At 70.4% G+C, this 21,151-nt stretch carries 18 protein-coding genes, 1 tRNA gene and 1 pseudogene; 16 read left to right on the forward strand and 4 right to left on the reverse strand.

All coding sequences use genetic code 11. The features are described 5' to 3' along the window. Positions 1–8: 8 nt before the first annotated feature. Positions 9–788, forward strand: coding sequence for a GntR family transcriptional regulator (locus tag ACFRQN_RS06825; RefSeq protein WP_074000970.1), 780 nt, complete (start codon positions 9–11; stop codon positions 786–788). 291 nt (positions 789–1,079) lie between these two features. Here ACFRQN_RS06825 and ACFRQN_RS06830 read toward each other — a convergent pair whose 3' ends face one another. Next, the gene (locus tag ACFRQN_RS06830) at positions 1,080–1,958 is read right to left on the reverse strand and encodes a glycosyltransferase family 2 protein (protein WP_380738774.1); all 879 of its coding nucleotides are present in this window, start codon (positions 1,956–1,958) and stop codon (positions 1,080–1,082) included. A gap of 305 nt (positions 1,959–2,263) precedes the next feature. Here ACFRQN_RS06830 and ACFRQN_RS06835 point away from each other — a divergent pair, with 305 nt between their 5' ends. From ACFRQN_RS06835 to tgmC, 5 genes are all read left to right on the forward strand, one after another. Further along, a complete protein-coding gene (locus ACFRQN_RS06835) occupies positions 2,264–2,698 on the forward strand; it encodes an ATP-binding protein (RefSeq protein WP_380738776.1) in 435 nt (144 codons plus the stop codon). A 13-nt stretch (positions 2,699–2,711) separates the two neighbouring features. Beyond that, positions 2,712–3,317, forward strand: a complete 606-nt coding sequence (locus ACFRQN_RS06840) for a hypothetical protein (protein ID WP_380738778.1) — start codon at positions 2,712–2,714, stop codon at positions 3,315–3,317. 117 nt (positions 3,318–3,434) lie between these two features. Beyond that, positions 3,435–3,707 (forward strand): putative ATP-grasp-modified RiPP, encoded by a 273-nt coding sequence (tgmA, locus tag ACFRQN_RS06845; protein ID WP_074000966.1) that lies wholly within the window; start codon positions 3,435–3,437, stop codon positions 3,705–3,707. Then, positions 3,707–4,672, forward strand: coding sequence for an ATP-grasp ribosomal peptide maturase (gene tgmB / locus ACFRQN_RS06850; protein ID WP_380738780.1), 966 nt, complete (start codon positions 3,707–3,709; stop codon positions 4,670–4,672). Before tgmA ends, tgmB begins: the two co-directional genes overlap by 1 nt. After that, the gene (gene tgmC / locus ACFRQN_RS06855; protein WP_380738782.1) at positions 4,669–5,811 is read left to right on the forward strand and encodes an ATP-grasp peptide maturase system methyltransferase; all 1,143 of its coding nucleotides are present in this window, start codon (positions 4,669–4,671) and stop codon (positions 5,809–5,811) included. Before tgmB ends, tgmC begins: the two co-directional genes overlap by 4 nt. A gap of 75 nt (positions 5,812–5,886) precedes the next feature. On the opposite strand, the gene ACFRQN_RS06860 is transcribed toward tgmC, so the two are convergent. Continuing rightward, positions 5,887–7,467: an MFS transporter gene (locus tag ACFRQN_RS06860; RefSeq protein ID WP_380738793.1), complete on the reverse strand. Its 1,581-nt coding sequence runs from the start codon at positions 7,465–7,467 to the stop codon at positions 5,887–5,889. Between the two features lie 205 nt (positions 7,468–7,672). On the opposite strand from ACFRQN_RS06860, the gene ACFRQN_RS06865 reads away from it, so the two are divergent. Beyond that, on the forward strand, positions 7,673–8,665 hold the full coding sequence (locus ACFRQN_RS06865; protein WP_049651562.1) for an Lrp/AsnC family transcriptional regulator: 993 nt from the start codon (positions 7,673–7,675) through the stop codon (positions 8,663–8,665). 64 nt (positions 8,666–8,729) lie between these two features. Here ACFRQN_RS06865 and polA read toward each other — a convergent pair whose 3' ends face one another. Further along, positions 8,730–11,417, reverse strand: a complete 2,688-nt coding sequence (gene polA / locus ACFRQN_RS06870) for a DNA polymerase I (RefSeq protein WP_380738795.1) — start codon at positions 11,415–11,417, stop codon at positions 8,730–8,732. 224 nt (positions 11,418–11,641) lie between these two features. On the opposite strand from polA, the gene ACFRQN_RS06875 reads away from it, so the two are divergent. The 6 genes from ACFRQN_RS06875 to ACFRQN_RS06900 all read left to right on the forward strand — a co-directional run bounded on the left by ACFRQN_RS06875 (position 11,642) and on the right by ACFRQN_RS06900 (position 18,513). Further along, entirely contained in the window at positions 11,642–12,154 is a 513-nt protein-coding gene (locus ACFRQN_RS06875) for a PaaI family thioesterase (RefSeq protein ID WP_380738784.1), read from the forward strand. A gap of 601 nt (positions 12,155–12,755) precedes the next feature. Beyond that, positions 12,756–13,982 carry a branched-chain amino acid ABC transporter substrate-binding protein gene (locus ACFRQN_RS06880; RefSeq protein ID WP_049651560.1) on the forward strand — a complete coding sequence of 409 codons (1,227 nt, stop codon included), beginning with the start codon at positions 12,756–12,758 and terminating at the stop codon, positions 13,980–13,982. A 130-nt stretch (positions 13,983–14,112) separates the two neighbouring features. Then, entirely contained in the window at positions 14,113–15,042 is a 930-nt protein-coding gene (locus ACFRQN_RS06885) for a branched-chain amino acid ABC transporter permease (protein WP_380738786.1), read from the forward strand. 5 nt (positions 15,043–15,047) lie between these two features. Continuing rightward, positions 15,048–16,979, forward strand: coding sequence for a branched-chain amino acid ABC transporter permease (locus tag ACFRQN_RS06890; protein ID WP_380738797.1), 1,932 nt, complete (start codon positions 15,048–15,050; stop codon positions 16,977–16,979). Between the two features lie 8 nt (positions 16,980–16,987). After that, on the forward strand, positions 16,988–17,800 hold the full coding sequence (locus tag ACFRQN_RS06895; protein WP_049651563.1) for an ABC transporter ATP-binding protein: 813 nt from the start codon (positions 16,988–16,990) through the stop codon (positions 17,798–17,800). Further along, complete coding sequence (locus tag ACFRQN_RS06900) at positions 17,797–18,513, forward strand: ABC transporter ATP-binding protein (RefSeq protein WP_074000963.1); 717 nt, start codon at positions 17,797–17,799, stop codon at positions 18,511–18,513. The genes ACFRQN_RS06895 and ACFRQN_RS06900 overlap by 4 nt, the downstream gene beginning before the upstream one ends. 59 nt (positions 18,514–18,572) lie before the next feature. Here the strand turns inward: ACFRQN_RS06900 and ACFRQN_RS06905 are convergent, their stop codons facing one another. Beyond that, complete coding sequence (locus tag ACFRQN_RS06905; RefSeq protein ID WP_049651556.1) at positions 18,573–19,229, reverse strand: ANTAR domain-containing response regulator; 657 nt, start codon at positions 19,227–19,229, stop codon at positions 18,573–18,575. 100 nt (positions 19,230–19,329) lie between these two features. Here ACFRQN_RS06905 and ACFRQN_RS06910 point away from each other — a divergent pair. The 3 genes and pseudogenes from ACFRQN_RS06910 to ACFRQN_RS06920 all read left to right on the forward strand — a co-directional run bounded on the left by ACFRQN_RS06910 (position 19,330) and on the right by ACFRQN_RS06920 (position 21,092). Beyond that, positions 19,330–19,403: transfer RNA gene (locus tag ACFRQN_RS06910), tRNA-Leu, on the forward strand. A gap of 119 nt (positions 19,404–19,522) precedes the next feature. Beyond that, on the forward strand, positions 19,523–20,311 hold the full coding sequence (locus ACFRQN_RS06915; protein ID WP_380738799.1) for a helix-turn-helix domain-containing protein: 789 nt from the start codon (positions 19,523–19,525) through the stop codon (positions 20,309–20,311). Positions 20,312–20,318: 7 nt separating this feature from the next. Next, positions 20,319–21,092 (forward strand): annotated as a pseudogene (locus tag ACFRQN_RS06920) (helix-turn-helix domain-containing protein). Positions 21,093–21,151: the final 59 nt, after the last annotated feature.

The raw sequence follows: 21,151 nt of genomic DNA on the forward strand, positions 1-21,151 counted from the left end.
GAAGGACTATGGCGAGTGGTGAGGTGGCCTCGTCGGCCACAGCGAAGTACCTACAGATAGCGGCCGACCTCGCCGCACAGATCAAGTCGGGCGCCCTGCCTCCCGGCGCGATCGTGCCGAGCGAGGCCGAACTCATGCAGCGATACGGAGTCGCGTCCGGGACAGCACGCAAGGCTGTCGCCGAACTCCGAACAGCTCAACTCATCGAGACGCACCACGGTCGAGGCTCGTTCGTCCGGTCCCGCCCGCCGGTACAGCGGAAGTCCGCGGACCGATTCCGCCGCGCCCATCGCAAGGCCGGCAAGGCCGCGTACCTCGCCGAGGCTGAGACCTCTGGCGGCATCCCATCCGTGACCGTGCTGTTCGTGGGCCCGACAGAAGCGCCTCCTGAGATCGCCGATCGATTGGGCCTTCCCACCGGCACCCAGGTACTGGCTCGCAAGCGCCGGTACTTCCGCGATGGGACACCCACCGAGGAAGCCACGTCGTACCTGCCGTGGGATGTGGCCAAGGACATCCCTGAAGTCTTCGCCGAGAACCCTGGCGGCGGCGGCATCTACGCCCGTCTCGAAGAGCACGGCTACTCTCTGGCCGAGTTCACCGAGTCCGTTCGGGCCCGGCTCGCGACCAAGCCCGAGACCAGAGCGCTCACCCTGAGCCCCGGCGCGCCAGTGATCCATCTCGTTCGCGATGCCATCACTACAGATGGCCGGGTAGTGGAGGTATGCGACACCGTCATGGCCGCCGACCAGTTCGTTCTCGACTACCGGTTCCCTGCCCATGACTGACTAGCCATCAACTCCCTCAACCCGTCGCGAGATTCTTCTCGCGACGGGTTGACTCATGCACAGGAGTAGGGCACTCTTCTATTCGCTACTCATGTACATAAGTGCATGGCGTGGTCTCATTTACAGGAGATGGCCGAGTCGTGCCACCCGGCCGCTGGATGGCGTCGCAGCAGGAACGTGAGGCACGACGAGCCTCTCCATCCGCACACACTGGTTCCCTTGGGGTACTTCGCCATGGTCAAAACCTGCTATCGCCCCCGCCGACGCCCACACGAGCTCCTGGGTCGGCTGTCAGAACACCGGCGGCCGACCCAACTTCGCCATCCGCCACACCGTGCTCCACCGCATCGGCCGTCGTGGCGGACAGGGCGTGCGCACGCCCTCGAAGAAGCCGGACCACCACGCCTTGAGACCGGACAACGGCGGCCGGCGGACCACCGTGTAGGCCGCCCAGGAGGTGAGGTAGACCGGCACCAGGATGGCCGGCAGGTGGCGCTTGGCCAGCCAGACCCGGTTGCGGGCCGTCAGCCGGTAGTAGGTGGCGTGCCGGGCCGGGTCGGTGCGAGGGTGCTGGAGCACCATGTCGGCGCGGTAGTCGATGTGCCAGCCCGCGTCCAGGGCGCGCCAGGCGAAGTCGGTCTCCTCGTGGGCGTAGAAGAACGCGCCGGGGAACAGCCCGACCTGGTCGATCACGCTCATCCGGATGGCGTGGCCGCCGCCCAGGAACGTGGTCACCGGCCCGGACTGCATCGGATCACTGGCGCCGAGGCGGGGAACGTGCCGGCGCTGGGTGAACCCGGTCTCGTCCGCGATGCGGAAGGACACAATCCCGAGCCCCGGGTCCTGCTCGAAGGCTTCCCGGACCAGCCGGAAGGTGTCGGTGCGGGGCAACAGGCCGTCGTCGTCCAGGACGACCAGCACGTCCGTGCCACCCAGTTCGCGCAGCCGCTCGACGCCGGCGTTGCGGCCGCCGGGGATGCCGAGGTTCTCGGGCAGTTCCACGGGGTCCACCCAGTCCGGCAGTTCGGGCAGTTCCACGCCCTGCCCGAGCACCACGGTCCGCACGCCGTCACTGTCGCCGCCCTGGGCCCGCACCGAGTCCAGCAAAGCCGTCAGCTCCGCCGGCCGGTTTCCCATCGTCAGCACCACCACGCCCAGCGTGACGCCCATCGCACTCAACCCAACCGTGAGGAACCTTCATGATCTCGCCGACACCGCAGCCGGGGCGCGCGCCGCCGCGCGTGCCGGCCGGGACGGGCCGACTGCCGGGCCACCCTCCCACACTGTCCGCTCCCACTGGCGCCCGAATGCTCCCGATTCGCCCGTAGGGAGGCTGTCCGCTCCATCCACAGCCGCCCGGGTGACGCCCCCGGTCCCCCTCTCCCCTTTGCGGGCAGGCGCCGTCCGATCACCCGGACAAGCCCAGCGCGCAGTGCACTCCCTTCACACGCACCCCTCCCCCGAGGTACTTCGCCATGCTCGAAACCCACCGCCCCCGCCCCTTCGTCGCTCACCTCGACTCCCGCATCGAGTCCACGCCCCTGGCGCGCTACCTGCTCCGCGCGTACCTCTCCGGGCTGCCCTCCGGTCACCGCTACGCCGATACCGCCGAACTCCTCCTCGGCGAACTCTTCGCCAACGCCGTCCAGCACTCCGACGCCCCCGACGACCGCCACATCGAGATCCGCTTCACCCTCGTCAACTCCCGCCTCCGGCTGGAAGTCCACGACGCCTGCGCCGCCCACCCCACCCTCCGAGTCGCCACCCCTGACGACGAGCACGGGCGCGGACTGTTCCTCGTCAACGAGCTCGCCGAACGCTGGGGCTGCACCAACCGACCGGGCGGCATCGGCAAGTTCGTCTGGGTGCTCATCGCCCCCGCGCCCGCACCCGCCCTCGCCACCGCCTGAAAGCCGTCCCCCCATGCACCTCACGACCCTGGCCCGGCACGCCCTCTCCCGCGGCCGGACCCCCGCCGACACCTACGCCCTCCTCGCCCGCCGCACCCGCAAGCCCCTCCCCTCCGCCCGCGCCGTCTGCCTCGCCCTCACCATCCCCCTCGCCGAAACCACCCGCCGCCTCAACGACTGCTACGACGCCCTCCTCGCCGACCCCCGCCCCGACTCCGAGACCGACACCGGCGAACTCCTCGAAGCCCTCGGCGTCTTCGACATCCCCAAGTCCCTCACCGACACCGAACTCACCATCGTCGACCACCTCCTCACCGCCATCGACGCCCACGGCAGCCTCCGCCCCGGCCACCACCACGGCCTCACCCGCTGGTTCACCACCGGCAACCTCACCACCGCCTACCTCTCCCTCACCACCACCCACCCCCACCCCCGCACCGGAAACCCCACCCTCTACTGGACCACCCTCACCACCGCCGGCGAACTCCTCACCACCACCCGACACTCCGACACCCGCATCAAGTACGCCCTCACCCACTGCCGCACCCAGACCACCAAGCACCAGAAGTCGACGGGTCCGACTTCCTACTCCTCGCCGCCCGAGGCGAGCGTCCGATGAACCTTCCACCCCCTCGGCATCTCCAACCGCCTGAGTCCCGCCGAGCCATGGCCAGAGCCCCTCCCCTCCAGGACGGGGCTGCAACGACACAATCCGGACCACGACCAGGAGAAACGCATGACCCAGACGCCCGCACCGTGGGGCATCAGCAGGATGGGGCCCTACCCGGCCACCGCCACGCTCCCGTCGTTCACGCCCGTGATCGACCCCGAGACGCAGATCGCCGTCATCGTGGACGAGAACGGCCGAACGGTCGAGCTGGGGAACCACGGCACCAGCACCAGCGGTCTCACGCCCACCCACACGAGCCCCGGTGACGGGGCCAAGCCGGGCGGGGCCACGGACAGCGACGTGACCGAGTCCTACGACCAGGACCAGAGTTCCGGCTGATGGACAACCGAAGCAGGTCGGTGCTGGTGCTGACCAACTCCTCCGACGTGACAGCGGATGTGGTCCTGCGGGTGCTCGCCGAGCGCCGGGTACCGGTGGTCCGTCTCGATCCCGGCACCGACCTGCACGCGGGTGCCTCGCTGACGGCCGTGTACGGCACCGGTGCTCGGCGGGGCATCCTGCGCACGTCGAGCCGCGAGCTCGACCTCACGGCTGTTCGATCGGTCTGGGTCCGCCGACCGTCCCCCTTCGAGGGGCCGCCCGACCTCGCCGGGCAGGACCGCCGGTTCGCCGCCTCACAGGCCTTCTGGGGGGCGGGCGGCATCCTGGCCTCACTTCCCGGGGCGCACTACGTGAACCACCCGTGGCTCAACCGGGCAGCGGAGTACAAGCCGGCTCAGCTCGCCACCGCGCAGCGCTGCGGATTCCGGGTGCCCGACACCCTGATCACCGACGACGACCACGAGGCACGGAGTTTCGCCGCCGACCACGTCGCCGGCATGGTCTACAAGCCCCTGTGGAACACCCCGTACTCGGTGGACGGGCAGGCCCGGGCCGTCTGGGTGCACGAAGTCCGCGGCCAGGACATCACCGAGGCCGTGACAGCGTGTCCGCACCTGTTCCAGGCCAGGGTTCCCAAGGCGTTCGACACCCGGGTGACCGCTGTCGGAAACCGGCTCTTCGGCACCCGCATCGACAGCCCGGACCTCGACTGGCGATACCGCCAGGACCGAATGCGTTGCAGTCCGATCGACGTCCCCGCCCCGGTCGCCGAGGCCATCACCCGCTACCTCGCCGCCTTCCAACTGGTTTTCGGGGCATTCGACTTCGCCGTCACCACTGACGGCACGTGGTCCTTCCTGGAGTGCAACCCGAACGGGCAGTGGGCGTGGCAGCCGGCCGGGACCACCCATCGGATCGCGCACACGATCGCCGACCAACTGGAAAGAGGTCACCACGAATGACCACGTCCGACATCCTTCGCGCAGCCCTCGTCGACCAGCTCACCGGGAACGGCACGCTCACCGACCCCGCGTGGATCGACGCCGCCACCGCTGTACCGCGTGAGCTGTTCGTCTGCGGCTACTTCGTCCCGATCGACGGGAGCGCCCCCACCGGCTACCGGGCCGTGCGCCATGGCGACCCCGGATACCTGGAGGGGGTCTACGCCGACCAGACCCTCGTCACCCAACTCGACGGTCGCACATGCCCGGAGGAGGCCGGGGAGCAGTCGGTCTCCGGGGCACCCTCGTCGTCATCGACGCTGCCCTCGCTCGTGCTGGCCATGTGGCAGCGACTCGGTGCGGACGCCGGCCACCGGGTGCTCGAAGTCGGCACCGGGACCGGCTATTCGACCGCCCTCGGGGCTCGCCGCCTCGGCGACGGAGCCATCACCAGCATCGAGTGCGACCCCCGGGTCGCCGAACGCGCGGCCGCGGCCGTCGAGGCCGCCGGCTACGCCCCGCGCCTCGTCACCGGCGACGGCCTCGGCGGGGACCCGGACGGCGGCTCGTTCGACCGGCTGATCGCGACATGCTCGGTCCGGTACCTGCCGACGGCCTGGCTCCACCAGGTGAAGCCGGGCGGCCGGATCCTGGTCACCTTCTCCGGGTGGGGCTACGCCAACGCCCTGGCGCTGCTCGACGTGACCGGCCCGGGCGAGGCCACCGGCAGGTTCCTGCCCGGCCACACCAGCTTCATGATCGCCCGCCCTCACGACCGGCCGCCCCGGCCGGCTCTTGCCCTGCTCCCCGGCGAGGAGCGCGCGAGCCGCATCGACCCCGCGAAGCTCGACACCTGGACCGGAAGCTGGGTCGCGCAGCTCGCGGCACCCTCAGCGGAACGGATGGGGGCGGGCGGTCGGCAGATCCTCTCGGACGTGGCCACCGGATCGCAGGCCCGGACCGTACCCGATCCGGCAGGCGGCTGGACCGTCGTCCAGCGCGGACCGCTCCGCCTGTGGGACCAGGTGGAGACCGCCATCGAGGCTTGGCAGAGCGCGGGCGAGCCGCCCCAGGACGCCTTCGGCATCACGGTCTCGGCAGCCGGCCAACGCGTCTGGCTCGGCAGCCACGACGGCCCGGGCTGGAACCTGCCGATCTGACCCGACCCCTTCGGATCGGACGCAGCCCGCCGCCCCAACCCGTGCGCGGGTTGGGGCGGTCCGCGCCACCCGCTGTCACGGAGTGCGCTGCGACCCCTGGGTGGACGCGCTGCCCGCGGTGACGAGGACGGGGCCGGCGGCGGTCCGCGGCGCCGGGGCCCCGGCGCCAGGACGGCCGGGCGCGGCGGGCGCGGCCGGCCGCAGGAGGACGGCGCAGGCGAGGGCCGCCAGCAGGGCGAGCGAGGCCGACACGACCAGGCAGAGCTGGAGGCCGTCGAGGAAGGAGCCGCTGAGCGCGCTCAGGGCCGGCCTGGTGGCGGGGCCGAGGTCGAGCCCGGCGACGGCGCCGAGGCCCTGTTCCCGGGCGACGGCGAGGACGTGGCCGCCGGTCTCCGTGGGCACGCCGGCGTCGGCGAGGCGGCCGGGCAGGGCGTCGAGGGCGCGGGTGGTGAGCAGGGTGCCGAGGACGGCGGGGCCGAGGGCGCCGCCGAGCTGGCGGAAGGCGTTGTTGCCCGCCGCGGCCATGCCGGCCAGGTGGTGCGGTACGGAGGAGACCGCGGAGGCCGTCATCGGGGTGAGGACGGCGCCGATGCCGAGGCCGAGCAGGACCAGGCGCCAGGCGAGCGACCCGTACGAGGTGCCCGCGTCGACGCCGGTCAGCGACAGCAGCGAGCCCGCCATCACCACCAGACCGGTGGTGATCATGACCCGGGGGGACACCCGGTGCATCAGCCGTCCGACGGGGATGCCCGCGACCAGGGACGTCCCGGACACCAGGACCATCCGCAGTCCGGCCTCCCACGTGCTCAGGTGCTGCACCAGGCCGAAGTACAGGCTCAGGACGAAGAAGAAGCCGATCAGCCCCAGGAAGCTGATCATGGCGACCAGTGACGTGGCGGCGAAGGCGGGGCTGCGGAACAGGGCCAGGTCGAGCATCGGGCTGTCGCTGCGGCGCTCCACGAGGACGAACGCGACGGCGCTCACGGCGCCGATCACCAGGGCCGCCACCACGGAGGGCGTGCCGAAGCCGTCGGCGCCGCCCTCGATCACGCCGTAGACGACGGCGGTGACCGTGACGGCCGCGCTGATCTGCCCGGGCCAATCGAGCCGTCGGCCGTGCGGCGCCCGGGAGTCGGGCAGCAGGAAGGCCGCGACGACCAGTACGACCAGGGACACCGGGATCGGCAGGAGGAAGATCCAGCGCACCGCGACGTGCTGCTGCAGCAGCCCGGCGATCAGCGGTCCCATGGCCAGCGAGGCCAGCATGGACATCGCCCACAGGCCGATGAACCTCCCGCGCTCCCGGTGGTCGGGGACGGCGTGGCTGATCAGGGCCAGCGTGGTGGGCAGCAGGGCCGCCGCACCCAGTCCGGAGGCCGCCTGCCCGACCCACAGCGACTGCACCGAGTCCGCGGTCAGCGAGACGGCCGCGCCCAGGGCGCAGAAGGCCATGCCCGCTTGGAACACCCGCTTGCGGCCGTGGACGTCGCCCCACACCCCGGTGGTCAGGATCAGCGCGGCCATCGGCAGCACGAACGCGTCCGAGACCCAGGACAGTTGGGAGGTCGAGGCGCCCAGCACCCGCTGGAGCGCCGGCAGGCTCACGGACACGGTGGTCACGGGGAGGTAGGCGACGAAGACGCCCAGGCAGGCCATGACGAGTGTGACGCCTCGTCCGGCCACGGGGCGCTGCACCGTTGCGGAGTTCACGGGGTGGTTCCTTCGACTGCGGGATGCCGCTCGGGCACCGGTTGCTGGGGGCACCGCAAAGCTTCGGCCCCACGGGCGGGGAATCCCCAAGCGATCCCGGTAGACGTACCGGAACCTCCGTTCCGGCCCGCACCTGTGTCAGGATTCCTCCGTGCCTGACGATCTGGACCGCAAAATCATCCACGGGCTCTACAGTGCCCCCCGGGTCTCGTTCCGCCGCCTCGGCGAGGTCGTGGGGGTGTCCGAACAGACCGTGGCCCGCCGCTACAACGCGCTGCGGCGCGGCGGGATCCTGCGCGTCATCGGGCAGCGGAGCCCGTCCGCCCACGGGCAGGCGGAGTGGGTCGCGCGGCTGCGCTGCCGCCCGGAGGCCGTGGGGCCCGTCGCCGACTCCCTGGCCCGCAGGCCCGAGGTCGGCTACGCCAGCATCGCCTCCGGCGGGTCGGAGATCATCTGCACCATCCGCTCGGCCGCCGGCACCGGGCGCGACGACGTCCTGCTGCGGCAGCTCCCGCGCGCCGCCTCGGTCCTCGACATGAGCGTCGACCTCCTCCTCCACGCGTTCGGCGCCCCGGACGCGGTCGGCTGGGCCGGCGGGGAGCGCTCCCTGACCGACGAGCAGGTGCGACTGCTGACGGCGGAGCGTCCCGTGGCCGCCGGGCCGCCGCTCGCCCCGGCCGACGAGGACCTCCCGCTCTTCGAGGCCCTGGCGGAGGACGGCCGCGCCTCCCACACCCGCCTGGCGGAGGTCACCGGCTGGTCCACGCCCCGGGTCGCCCGCCGGCTGGAGGCCCTGGAGGCCTCCGGCTCCCTCGCCTACGGCATCGACATCCTGCCGGAGCGCCTCGGCTACGAGCTCAACGCCGTCCTCTGGCTCCAGGTCGATCTGCCCGGACTCGACCGGATCGGCGAGGAGCTCGGCCGGCACGAGGAATGCGCCTTCGTCGCGGCGACCAGTGGCAGGCACAACCTCATGGCCGTCGTCATCTGCCGGGACACCCCCGACTTCTACCGCTACCTCAGCGGCCGCCTGGCCCGCATCGAGGGCATCAGGGGCTACGAGATCAGCATCCGCGTCCGCCGCCTCAAGCAGTCCGTGTCCCTGATCCACCACGGACGGCTGATCCACCCCCCGCTGGGCTGACGCGGGCGCGCCGAGGAACGGGCCCGGACGCCTCGCGCGCCCGGACCCGCCCGAAGGCCACCCGTCAGTGCGCGGCTGCCTCCCAGTTCGGGCCGACGCCGACCGAGACGTCCAGCGGGGCGCGCAGCGGGTAGGCGCCCGCCATCTGCTCGCGGACGACGGCCTCGACCCGCTCGCGCTCGCCGGGGGCCAGCTCCAGCACGATTTCGTCGTGCACCTGGAGCAGCATCCGGGAGGTGAGGCCGGCCGCGCGCAGCGCCTCGTCGACCCGGAGCATGGCGATCTTGACGATGTCGGCGGCCGAGCCCTGGATGGGGGCGTTGAGGGCCATCCGCTCGGCCATCTCGCGGCGCTGGCGGTTGTCGCTGTTGAGGTCCGGCAGGTAGCGGCGGCGGCCGAGGAGGGTCTCGGTGTAGCCGGTGGCCCGGGCCTCGTCAACGACCCGGCGCAGGTAGTCCCGGACGCCGCCGAAGCGCTCGAAGTAGGTGTCCATCAGGCCCTGGGCCTCGGTCGGCTTGATGCCGAGCTGCTGCGAGAGCCCGTACGCGGACAGCCCGTACGCCAGGCCGTAGGACATCGCCTTGATCTTGCGGCGCATCTCGGCGTCCACCGCCGCGCCCGGCACCTCGAAGACCTGGGAGGCGACGGTGGTGTGCAGGTCCTCGCCGGAGGCGAAGGCCTCCAGCAGCGCCTCGTCCTCGGACAGGTGCGCCATGATCCGCAGTTCGATCTGCGAGTAGTCGGCGGTGAGCAGCGACTCGTAGCCCTCGCCGACGATGAAGGCGCGGCGGATCGCCCGGCCCTCCTCGGTGCGGACCGGGATGTTCTGCAGGTTCGGGTCCTGCGAGGAGAGCCGGCCGGTGGCGGCGACCATCTGGTTGAAGGTGGTGTGGATCCGGCCCTTGGGCGAGACGGTCTTGAGCAGGCCCTCGACGGTGGTGCGCAGCTTGGCCTGGTCGCGGTGGCGCAGCAGGATGACCGGCAGTTCGTTGTCGGTCTGGGTGGCCAGCCAGGTGAGCGCGTCGGCGTCGGTGGTGTAGCCGGTCTTGATCTTCTTCGTCTTGGGGAGCGCGAGCTCGCCGAAGAGGATCTCCTGGAGCTGCTTGGGCGAGCCGAGGTTGAACTCGCGGCCGGCGGCGGCGTGCGCCTCCTCCACCACGCGCTGGATCTCGGCGGCGAACTGCGCCTCCAGCCGGGTGAGCCACTCGCGGTCGGCGGCGATGCCGTAGCGCTCCATGCGGGCGAGCAGGGCGGCGATGGGCAGTTCCATGTCGCGCGTCAGCTCGACGGCGCCGACCTCGGCGAGGCGGGTGTCGAAGAGCGCGGCGAGGTCGAGCACGGCGCGGGCCTGGAGCATCAGCGACCGGGCGGCGGCCGTCTCGTCCTCCTCCGGTGCGTCGAAGGAGAGTTGGCCGCTCTCGGTGGCGGGGGCCGGGGTGAGCGAGCGGCCCAGGTACTCCTCGGCGAGCACCTCCAGGGTGAAGGTGCGGCGGCCGGGCTTGATCAGGTAGGCGGCGAGCGCGGTGTCGGCGACGACGCCGTCGATCGTCCAGCCGCGCTCGGCGAAGGCGCGCATGACGTGCTTGGCGATGTGCAGGGCCTTGGGGGCGGCGGCGTCGGCGAGCCAGCCGGCGAAGGCCCGCTCGTCCTCCTCGGCGAGCAGCGCCGGGTCGAACCAGGCGGCCGTCTCTCCCGCGGCGAGGGCGACTTCGGTGACCTCGCCGGTGCCGAGCGCCCACTGGTAGACGGCGGCGAGGGCGACGGTGGTCTTGCCGTCGGAGGCGTGCTCGGCCAGCCAGGCGGCCAGGGTGCCCGGGTCGGTGAGGAGTTCGCCGTCCACCTCGATGCCGGGGGCGAGCTCGGCCTCGGCGGTGTCCGATCCGGTGGACGGGTCGATGCCGAAGACGCGGTCGCGGAAGTTGGCGTTGCGGAACTCCAGCGACTCCATCAGGGTGCCGACGGCGTCCTTGTCGAACGGCTTGCGGTCCAGGTCGGTGACGCCGAGCGGGAGTTCGACGTCGCGGACCAGCTCGGTGAGCACCCGGTTGCGCTTGACCGAGTCGAGGTGGTCGCGCAGCTTCTCGCCGATCTTGCCCTTGACCTCGTCGGCGCGGGCGACGAGTTCGTCGAAGGAGCCGAACTGGTTGACCCACTTGGCGGCCGTCTTCTCGCCGACGCCGGGGATGCCGGGCAGGTTGTCGGACGGGTCGCCGCGCAGGGCGGCGAGGTCCGGGTACTGGCGCGGGGTGACGCCGTACTTCTCGGCGACCTTCTCCGGGGTGTAACGGGTGAGCTCGGAGACGCCCTTGGTCGGGTAGAGCACGGTGACGTGGTCGGTGACCAGCTGGAGCGAGTCGCGGTCGCCGGTGACGATGTCGACGTCGTAGCCGGCCGCCTCGGCGGCGGTGGCCAGGGTGGCGATGATGTCGTCGGCCTCGAAGCCCTCGGCCGTCAGCCGGGGGACGTGCATGGCGTCGAGCAGTTCGCCGATCAGGCCGACCTGGCTCTTGAACTCGTCCGGCGTCTTGGCGCGGTTGGCCTTGTAGTCGGGGAACTCGACGGAGCGGAACGTCTGCCGGGAGAGGTCGAAGGCGACGGCGAGGTGGGTGGGCTGCTCGTCCCGGACGGTGTTGGCGAGCATCGAGGCGAAGCCGTAGACCGCGTTGGTGGGCTGGCCGGTGGAGGTGTTGAAGTTCTCCACGGGCAGGGCGTAGAAGGCCCGGTAGGCCATCGAGTGCCCGTCGAGCAGCATCAGCCGGGGCCGCGGGCCGGCCCCGCCGCCACCCGTCGCGCCCTTGTCCGTACTCTGCGTAGCCACGTCAACGTCCGTTCCTGCCGATTCCACTACCGGCCACCGATCCTATGGCCCGGCACCGACAAAAAGGACGCCGCGCCGGTCCGGCCACCGCTGCTACCTATGAGTAGGACGGTCGTACGATCACAGGCGGCACACCCCCGAGCGGCAGGAGTTCCCCCATGACCGACGCGGTCCCCGACACCGCCCCCGAGACCGTCCCCGGCACCGCCCCCGACAGCGCGCACGACGGCACGCCCGTCCTGAACGTCCCGCAGGACGTGCTGGACCACTTCGCCAAGCTCGGCGTGAACGCGCAGACCTTCTCCGGCGGCCACCTCGGCGAGAAGCTCGGCATCCGGATCGTCGAGGCCTCCGGCGACCGCGTGGTCGGCACCATGCCGGTGGAGGGCAACCAGCAGCCGTACGGGCTGCTGCACGGCGGCGCGTCGGCGGCGCTGGCCGAGACGCTGGGCTCGATCGGGGCGATGCTGCACGCCGGTCCCGGCCGCTACGCGGTCGGCGTGGACCTCAACGCCACCCACCACCGCTCGGCCACCTCCGGGCTGGTGACCGGGGTGGCGACGGCCGTGTTCAAGGGCCGCACCGCCGCCACCTACGAGATCGCGATCACCGACGACACCGGCCGGCGGATCACCAGCTGCCGGCTGACCTGCATGCTGCGCGACCTCTGACCGAACTCCGAGGCGTGACAACGTCCGCACAGCGGACCGGAGTTCACTCCGGACAACATCAAGTCCCTTTTCCGCCCCCTTGTTTGACCTTCCGCCACCTTGGGCAGGCGTTGGTCTGGACAAGGGGGCGTTCACATGTCCGGGCGCGGTCGGCACACATCCCGCGCTCGTAACGCTGCGTAACAAGTAGGAAATCCGATCAATTGCCGGTTCCGAGGCCTTCAGGCGCCCCGGGACCACTCGGCCGCGCCCCCGTTGTCCGCAATGCGGACGCTCAAGGTCGGAAGCAGGGCATCGGACACGAGCGTCCGATAATCGGCGCTGCCAGCTGCAACCCCCATTTCTGGGCCTTACATCGCCCTACCAGCGCGTAAACGCCCGCCATCTCGGGATCGATCGAACCGGAACGACCACATGGTGAGACAAATACTCCGTGTGCTCATAACAAGAGAATCACAGCCTGCGCCCAGTACTGCCCGAGTCGCCCAAGGGCATCTAGAGTCACGGCCAGTCACCGCGCCATTCGATTGGGCCAGGCCCTCCGCGCACTCCGGCTCCCGCCACTCCGGCGCGGGCGCCTCCTGAACCGAAGGGGACCCTCGTGCGTCACCGTTCAGCAGTTGTCGTGAGCATTGCCGTTATCGGTGCCCTCAGCCTCAGCGCCTGCGGCTCCCGCGGAGAGAAGAAGGCCGACGGCGGCAACTCCAACTCCGGCTCCACCACCGTCGTCATCGGCGTCGACTCCCCGCTCACCGGCGACCTCTCCGCCCTCGGCCTCGGCATCCGCAACTCCGCCGACCTCGCGATCAAGAAGGCCAACGAGACCAACGAGGTCCCCGGCGTCAAGTTCGAGATCAAGGCCCTCGACGACACCGGCAAGCCCGCCCCCGGCCAGCAGAACGCCACCCAGCTGGTCGGCGACCCCAAGGTCCTCGGCGTCGTCGGCCCGCTCAACTCCAGCGTGTCGCAGTCGATGCAGCAGATCTTCGACGACGCCAGCCTGGTCCAGGTCTCCCCCGCCAACACCGGCGTCGCCCTCAGCCAGGGCGAGAAGTGGGCCAGCGGCGAGAAGAAGCGCCCGTTCACGTCCTACTTCCGCACCGCCACAACCGACGCCGTCCAGGGCCCGTTCGCCGCCCAGTTCCTCTACAACGACGCCAAGAAGACCAAGGTCTTCCTGATCGACGACCAGAAGACCTACGGCGCGGGCCTGGCCGGCACCTTCAAGGGCGAGTTCACCAAGCTCGGCGGCCAGCTCGTCGGCGAGGAGCACGTCAACCCCGACGACCGCGACTTCGCCGCCATCGTCACCAAGGTCAAGAGCTCCGGCGCCGAAGCCGTCTACTACGGCGGCGAGTACCCCGCGGCCGGCCCGCTCTCCCTCCAGCTCAAGGAGGCCAACGTCAACATCCCGCTGATGGGCGGCGACGGCATCCAGAGCGGCGACTTCATCAAGCTCAACCCCAAGAGCCAGGGCGACTACGCCACCGCCGTCGGCCTGCCGGTCGAGAGCCTGGACACCGCCAAGAAGTTCATCGCCGACTACAAGGCGGCCGGCTACAAGGACGCCTACGAGACCTACGGCGGCTACTCGTACGACAGCGCCTGGGCCATCATCCAGGGCGTCAAGCAGGCCGTGAAGGACAACAACGGCAAGGTCCCCGACCGCAAGGCCGTCCGCGACGCCGTCCAGAAGGTCAGCTTCGCCGGCGTGACCGGCACCGTCTCCTTCGACGAGTTCGGCGACACCACCAACAAGCAGCTCACCGTCTACACCGTCAAGGACGGCAAGTGGGCCGTGGAGAAGTCCGGCACCTTCAAGGGCTGACACCCAGTCACCACCATTACCACAGGCGCCACTTCACCACCACCACGCGCGGGGGCGCCACGAGTGCCCCCGCGCGCACCCACATCCACCACCCACGCGGACACCCCGAACGCACTACGGAGGCCCAGCGGTGCACGACCTACCGCAGCAGCTGGCCAACGGCCTGATCCTCGGAGCCCTCTACGGGCTCGTCGCGATCGGCTACACGATGGTCTACGGCATCGTCCAGCTCATCAACTTCGCCCACGGCGAGATCGTCATGGTCGGCGGCTTCGGCGCCCTGACCGCCTACCTCGCCCTCCCCGGCGGCACCACCCTGTGGCTGGCCCTGCCGCTCATGCTGATCGCCGGCATCCTGGTCTCCACCCTCACCGCCGTCGCCGCCGAGCGCTTCGCCTACCGCCCGCTGCGCAACGCCCCACGGCTCGCCCCGCTGATCACCGCGATCGGGCTGTCCATCCTGCTCCAGCAGCTCGTCTTCTCCTTCTACCCGGACGCCAAGAAGGCCCGGGTCTTCCCCAAGATCCCCGGCGACCCGTTCAGCCTCGGCTCCGTCACCATCCAGCGCAGCGACCTCTTCCTGATCATCGCCGCCCCGCTGTGCATGCTCGCCCTCGGCTGGTTCGTCACCCGCACCCGCTCCGGGCGCGCCATGCAGGCCACCAGCCAGGACCCGGACACCGCCAAGCTGATGGGCATCGACACCGACCGCATCATCGTCATGGCCTTCGCCATCGGCGCCGCGTTCGCCGCCGTCGCCGCCATCGCCTACGGGCTGCGCAGCGGCCAGGTCGACTTCCGGATGGGCTTCATCCTCGGCCTCAAGGCCTTCACCGCCGCCGTCCTCGGCGGCATCGGCAACATCTACGGCGCCATGCTCGGCGGCCTCGCCCTCGGCCTCGCCGAAGCCCTCGCCACCGGCTACATCCAGCACCTGCCCGGCATGCACCTCTTCGGGGGCGGCGCCTGGAAGGACGTCTGGGCCTTCGTTCTCCTCATCCTCGTCCTCCTGATCCGGCCCCAGGGCCTGCTCGGCGAGCGCGTCGCGGACAGGGCGTGACCACCATGACCACCACCCACACCGAGACGACCCCGGTAATCCCGCTGCCGGCCCGCGCCGCCGCCGCCGTCACCGGACTCGGCGCCCTCGCCACCGCCGCCTCCGCCGCCATGTCCTGGACCTGGACCTCCGACTTCCCCGGCGACCTCACCTACTACGGCTCCCCGGCCGGCCTCCAGTGGCTCGCCCTCGCCGCCGGCCTGCTCACCCTGGTCCTGCTGCTCGCCGCCCAGGGCGTCCCCGGCCTGCGCTGGGCCGCCCCCACCCGCAGCAACAACGCCGTCCTGTACGCCGCCACCGGCGCCCTCACCGTCGCCGTCTACGCGGTCGCCGCCATCTCCTCCGAGCTCGGCGGCACCACCAACCTCGAACCCGGCGGCTGGGTGCTCGCCGCGGGCGGCCTGCTCGCCGTCCTCGGCGCCCTCGGCCTGCCCCTCGACCGCCGCACCGCCGTACCGCTGCGGATCCTCGACAGGCGCCTCTTCCTGCTCGTCCCGGTCGCCCCCGCCGCCTGGTTCGGCGCCCACGCCATCCCCGGCGACAAGCCGGTGGCCCCGGTCATGACCGCCCTGGCCGGCGGCCTCGCCATCGCGGCCGGCGTCGTCCTGCTGCTCCAGCTCGGCCACCTCGCCAACAGCGGGCTGCGGCTGGGCCGGATCGACCGCCCGCTGGCCGCGCCGCGGGCCCTCCCCTCCTGGGTCGAGGTGCTGCTGATCGTCCTCGCCTTCGGGACCGGACTGTTCGCGATCACCTTCGGCATCGACACCGAGTACGGCGAACTCTTCACCGGCTACCTGCTGTTCGTCGCCCTCGCCGTCCCCGCCCTGACCAGGTCCGGCCTGCTCGCCCGGCTGCGCGCGCTGACCGTCAAGCACCGCCCGGTCACCACCGGCGCCGCCTTCGCCGCCGCCGCCGGCTTCCCGTTCACCCAGACCAGCGACCAGTACACCTCGGTCGCCACCAACATCCTGATCTTCGCCACCGTCGCCCTCGGCCTCAACATCGTCGTCGGCCTGGCCGGCCTGCTCGACCTCGGGTACGTCGCCTTCCTCGGCGTCGGCGCCTACGCCGCCGCCCTGGTCTCCGGCTCCCCCGCCTCGCCCATCCACGTCCAGTTCCCGTTCTGGGCCGCGATGCTCACCGGCGCCGTCGTCTCGATGGTCTTCGGCGTCCTGATCGGCGCCCCCACCCTGCGGCTGCGCGGCGACTACCTCGCCATCGTCACCCTCGGGTTCGGCGAGATCTTCCGCATCACCATGCTCAACCTCAACGGCACCACCGGCCCCAAGGTCACCAACGGCTCCAACGGCATCCCGCGCATCCCGGACCTGCAGATCCTCGGCTTCGACCTCGGCAAGCCGCACACCGTGGCCGGCGTCGAACTCGGCCGCTTCTCCAACTACTACCTGCTGATGCTGCTGGTCACCGCCCTGGTCGTGCTGGTCTTCGCCCGGGTCGGCAACTCCCGCATCGGCCGCGCCTGGGTCGCCATCCGCGAGGACGAGACCGCCGCCGAGGCCATGGGCATCAACGGCTTCCGGCTCAAGCTGCTCGCCTTCGCCCTCGGCGCCCTGCTGGCCGGCCTGGCCGGCACCGTCCAGGCCCACGTCAGCTACACCGTCACCCCCGACCAGTACACCTTCGCCGAAGCCCTCCCGCCGAACTCCGCCTTCCTGCTCGCCGCCGTCATCCTCGGCGGCATGGGCACCATCAGCGGCCCGCTGGCCGGCGCCACCCTGCTCTTCCTCATCCCGAAGAAGCTCGAGTTCCTCGCCGACTACCAGCTCCTCGCCTTCGGCGCCGCCCTCATCGTCCTGATGCGGGTCCGCCCCGAGGGCCTCATCCCCAACCGGCGCCGCCAGCTGGAGTTCCACGAGGCCGCCGTCCCGGCCCAGGCCGCCGGCGAGCCGACCGCACTCACCAAGTCAGGGGCGTGACCGACCCGATGACCACCACCACCGCCGCACCCCTGCTCGAAGTCACCGGCGTCACCATGCGCTTCGGCGGCCTCACCGCGGTCAACGACGTCTCCCTGACCGTCGGAGAGGGCGAGATCATCGGTCTGATCGGCCCCAACGGCGCCGGCAAGACCACCTTCTTCAACTGCCTCACCGGCCTGTACGTCCCCACCGAGGGCGCCGTCCGCTACCGCGACACCCTGCTGCCGCCCAAGCCCCACCTCGTCACCCAGGCCGGCATCGCCCGCACCTTCCAGAACATCCGGCTGTTCGCCAACATGACCGTCCTGGAGAACGTCCTGGTCGGCCGGCACACCCGCACCAAGGAGGGCATCTTCTCCGCCATCCTGCGCGGCCCCGGCTACCACCGCGCCGAGGCCGAGAGCCGCGAGAAGGCCATGGAACTCCTGATGTTCACCGGCCTCGCCGAGAAGGCCGACCACCTCGCCCGCAACCTCCCGTACGGCGAGCAGCGCAAGCTGGAGATCGCCCGCGCCCTCGCCTCCGAACCCGGCCTGCTGCTGCTCGACGAACCCACCGCCGGCATGAACCCCCAGGAGACCCGGGCCGCCGAGGAACTCGTCTTCGCGATCCGCGACAAGGGGATCTCCGTCCTCGTCATCGAGCACGACATGCGCTTCATCTTCAACCTCTGCGACCGCACCGCGGTGCTCGTCCAGGGCCAGAAGATCGTCGAGGGCGACCGCGAGACCGTCCAGAACGACGAACGCGTCATCACCGCCTACCTGGGCGCCCCGCTCGAAGGCACCACCCCCGCCGTTACGGAGTCCGACCAGTGACCGCACTTCTCGAGGTCGAGGACCTCCGCGTCGCCTACGGCAAGATCGAAGCCGTCAAGGGCATCAGCTTCACCGTCGAACAGGGCGAGGTCACCACCCTCATCGGCACCAACGGCGCCGGCAAGACCACCACCCTGCGCACCCTGTCCGGCCTGCTCAAGCCCACCGCCGGACGGATCACCTTCGACGGCCAGGACCTCTCGGCCGTCCCCGCCCACAAGATCGTCGCCCTCGGCCTCGCCCACTCCCCCGAGGGACGGCACATCTTCCCCCGGATGACCATCGAGGAGAACCTCCTCCTCGGCGCCTTCCTGCGCACCGACGCGGCCGGCATCACCGCGGACGTCGAACGGGCCTACACCCTGTTCCCGATCCTCGGCGAACGCCGCCGCCAGGCCGCCGGCACGCTCTCCGGCGGCGAGCAGCAGATGCTCGCGATGGGGCGGGCCCTGATGTCCCGGCCCAAGCTGCTCATGCTGGACGAGCCCTCCATGGGGCTCTCCCCGCTGATGATGCAGAAGATCATGTCCACCATCGTGGAACTGAAGTCCTCCGGTACGACCATCCTCCTGGTCGAGCAGAACGCCCAGGCGGCCCTCTCCCTCTCCGACCGCGGCTACGTCATGGAGACCGGCCGCATCGTCCTCTCCGGGACGGGCGCCGACCTCCTGCACGACGAGTCCGTCCGCAAGGCCTACCTCGGCGAGGACTGAGCCCCTGCACGCGAAAGGGCCCGGCAGAAACGTTCTTCTGCCGGGCCCTTCCCGCACGCCTACTCGGGCTTGGCCTCTTCCGCCTTCTTGCGGTCCTGGGCCTCGCCCTCCTCGATGACCGCCTCGGCCACCGCCGCCATCGTCATCCGACGGTCCATCGACGTCTTCTGGATCCACCGGAAGGCCGCCGGCTCGTTCAGCCCGAACTTGGTCTGCAGCACGCCCTTCGCCCGGTCCACCAGCTTCCGGGTCTCCAACCGCTGGCTGAGATCCCCGATCTCCTTCTCCAGCGCCCGCATCTCGGCGTACCGGGACACCGCCATCTCGATCGCCGGCACCAGGTCCGACTTCGAGAACGGCTTGACGATGTACGCCATCGCCCCCGCATCCCGCGCCCGGTCCACCAGCTCCCGCTGCGAGAACGCCGTCAGCATCAGCACCGGCGCCAGGTGCTTGTCGTGGATCTGCTCGGCCGCGGACAACCCGTCCAGCACCGGCATCTTCACGTCGAAGATCGCCAGATCCGGCTTCAGCTCCTCCACGAGGCGCACCGCCGTCTCCCCGTCGCCGGCCTCACCGACGACGGTGTACCCCTCCTCCTCCAGCATCTCCTTCAGATCGAGACGGATCAGCGCCTCGTCCTCGGCGATCACGATCCGGGTGATCTGGGGCGTATCGGTCTCAAGCGGCTGCGCCTGCTCGTCGGCGGTGCTCACGGGGCTCCTAGTTCCGGCGGGGTACTGCATGCACGAGGGTACCTAGACACGGTATGTTTGAACCCAGCAGGGTCGGGGGGCAACCTTCGAATCTGTGGATGCCCCGGTAGCCCAGAGGTGAGAGGCACGGCGCTCAAACCGCCGACAGCGTGGGTTCGAATCCCACCCGGGGTACTTTTCCTTCGATTCGCAAGCCACTTAGGCCAGCCTAATCATTTGTGATCTTCATTCATTCGAGTGGAATCCATCGCGTTCCCCTGCATGTTCAGCACATGGTGCCCAAGATCACCCGTATGGCCGTTCGATCCACACGTGCGGAAGCCGTTCTCCTGCTCCGCCAAGGTGTCCGCAACTCCGAGGTATCTCGCCGTCTCGGCGTCCCGACAGGCACGGTCTCGTGGTGGAAGCACCAAGACCTCGCCAAGCGCAACAACCTCCCCGGCCGCAAGCGATCCGCGTGTATGCATTGCTATGGCGATCAGCTCAACCGCCCCGCGTATGCCTACCTGCTGGGCCTCTACCTCGGCGACGGCCACATCCTTCTCCCAAACGAGTACCGAAGGACCCAGAGCCTCCAGATCACCTGCGACGACAAGTGGCCCGGCATCATGGAATCCGTCGAACAGGCCATGCGCCAGGTCCTTCCCAACAACAAGCCTTGCCGGATACGACGCACCGGATGCCATGACGTCAAGGTCTATTCGAATCACCTGACCTGTCACTTCCCCCAGCACGGCCCCGGCAAGAAGCACGAACGCACCATAGCCTTGGAGCCCTGGCAGCAGGAGATCGTCGATGCCCACCCCTGGGAGTTCCTGCGCGGCCTGATCTACTCCGACGGGTGCCGCATCACCAACTGGGCCACCCGCACCAAGAACGGCGTCGCCAGCCGCTACGAGTACCCCCGCTACTTTTTCACCAACACCTCGACCGACATCATCGGCCTCTTCACCGCCACCCTCGACACCGTCGGCGTCCAGTGGAAGGCCTCGATCCCCCGCCCCACCGGCCAGGTCAACATCTCCGTCGCCCGCAGGGACTCCGTCGCCCTCATGGACGCCCACATCGGCCCCAAGCACTGACGGCGACATGTACGACCTCGCCACGCGGCAGCGCGCGCTCGACCTCCACGCGTCCGGGCTGACCTTCAGCCAGGTCAGCCGAGCGACCGGCATATCCCGGTCCTCGATCCGCGAGTGGGCCTCCGGCGCCGTACCCAGCCCGCGCATGACCGCCGAGTGCCCGCTCCGAGACGGCCGGCTCGGCCCCTCTCACCCGCCCTCGAACTACGCCTACCTGCTCGGTCTCTACCTCGGCGACGGCTGCATCAGCGCGGGCCGCCGCGAGGTCTACGCCCTCCGCATCGCCTGCTGCGACGGGTGGCCCGGCCTCATCGACGAGTGCGAGCGAGCCGTCTCGGCCGTCATGCCGCACAACAAGGTCAACCGTGTCCGTGCCCCCGGCTGCACCAGCGTCGTCAGCACCAGCAAGCACTGGCCCTGCCTCTTCCCCTAACACGGCCCAGGGCCGAAGCATCTGCGGCGCATCTCCCTCGCGCCCTGGCAGCAGGAGATCGTGGACGCCCACCCCTGGGAGTTCTTGCGCGGCCTGATCCATTCCGACGGCTGCCGCATCACCAATTGGACGACCCGAACGGTCGGCGGCGTCAAGAAGCGCTACGAGTACCCTCGTTACTTCTTCACGAACACCTCAGCCGACATCGTCGGCCTCTTCACCGCCGCCCTCGATGCCGTCGGCGTCCGCTGGAAGCCCGGTTGCCGGTCCAACGGAGGATTCAACGTCTCCGTCGCCCGCAGGGAGTCCGTCGCCCTCATGGACGCCCGCATCGGCCCCAAGTACTGACGGCGACATGTACGACCTCGCCACGCGGCAGCGCGCGCTCGACCTCCACGCGTCCGGGC

This window comes from Kitasatospora sp. NPDC056800, from assembly GCF_042789775.1.
GTDB lineage: Bacteria > Actinomycetota > Actinomycetes > Streptomycetales > Streptomycetaceae > Kitasatospora.

What these genes read in the sequence shown, in the direction of transcription:
- ACFRQN_RS06875 (WP_380738784.1), top strand. Translation starts at nt 11,642, where the DNA reads ATGACCGACGCGGTCCCCGACACCGCCCCCGAGACCGTCCCCGGCACC.
- ACFRQN_RS06860 (WP_380738793.1), bottom strand. Translation starts at nt 7,467, where the DNA reads ATGGCCTGCCTGGGCGTCTTCGTCGCCTACCTCCCCGTGACCACCGTG.
- ACFRQN_RS06825 (WP_074000970.1), top strand. Translation starts at nt 9, where the DNA reads ATGGCGAGTGGTGAGGTGGCCTCGTCGGCCACAGCGAAGTACCTACAG.
- ACFRQN_RS06840 (WP_380738778.1), top strand. Translation starts at nt 2,712, where the DNA reads ATGCACCTCACGACCCTGGCCCGGCACGCCCTCTCCCGCGGCCGGACC.
- ACFRQN_RS06830 (WP_380738774.1), bottom strand. Translation starts at nt 1,958, where the DNA reads ATGGGCGTCACGCTGGGCGTGGTGGTGCTGACGATGGGAAACCGGCCG.
- ACFRQN_RS06890 (WP_380738797.1), top strand. Translation starts at nt 15,048, where the DNA reads ATGACCACCACCCACACCGAGACGACCCCGGTAATCCCGCTGCCGGCC.
- polA (WP_380738795.1), bottom strand. Translation starts at nt 11,417, where the DNA reads ATGCTGCTCGACGGGCACTCGATGGCCTACCGGGCCTTCTACGCCCTG.
- ACFRQN_RS06835 (WP_380738776.1), top strand. Translation starts at nt 2,264, where the DNA reads ATGCTCGAAACCCACCGCCCCCGCCCCTTCGTCGCTCACCTCGACTCC.
- tgmB (WP_380738780.1), top strand. Translation starts at nt 3,707, where the DNA reads ATGGACAACCGAAGCAGGTCGGTGCTGGTGCTGACCAACTCCTCCGAC.
- tgmC (WP_380738782.1), top strand. Translation starts at nt 4,669, where the DNA reads ATGACCACGTCCGACATCCTTCGCGCAGCCCTCGTCGACCAGCTCACC.
- ACFRQN_RS06915 (WP_380738799.1), top strand. Translation starts at nt 19,523, where the DNA reads ATGGCCGTTCGATCCACACGTGCGGAAGCCGTTCTCCTGCTCCGCCAA.
- ACFRQN_RS06895 (WP_049651563.1), top strand. Translation starts at nt 16,988, where the DNA reads ATGACCACCACCACCGCCGCACCCCTGCTCGAAGTCACCGGCGTCACC.
- tgmA (WP_074000966.1), top strand. Translation starts at nt 3,435, where the DNA reads ATGACCCAGACGCCCGCACCGTGGGGCATCAGCAGGATGGGGCCCTAC.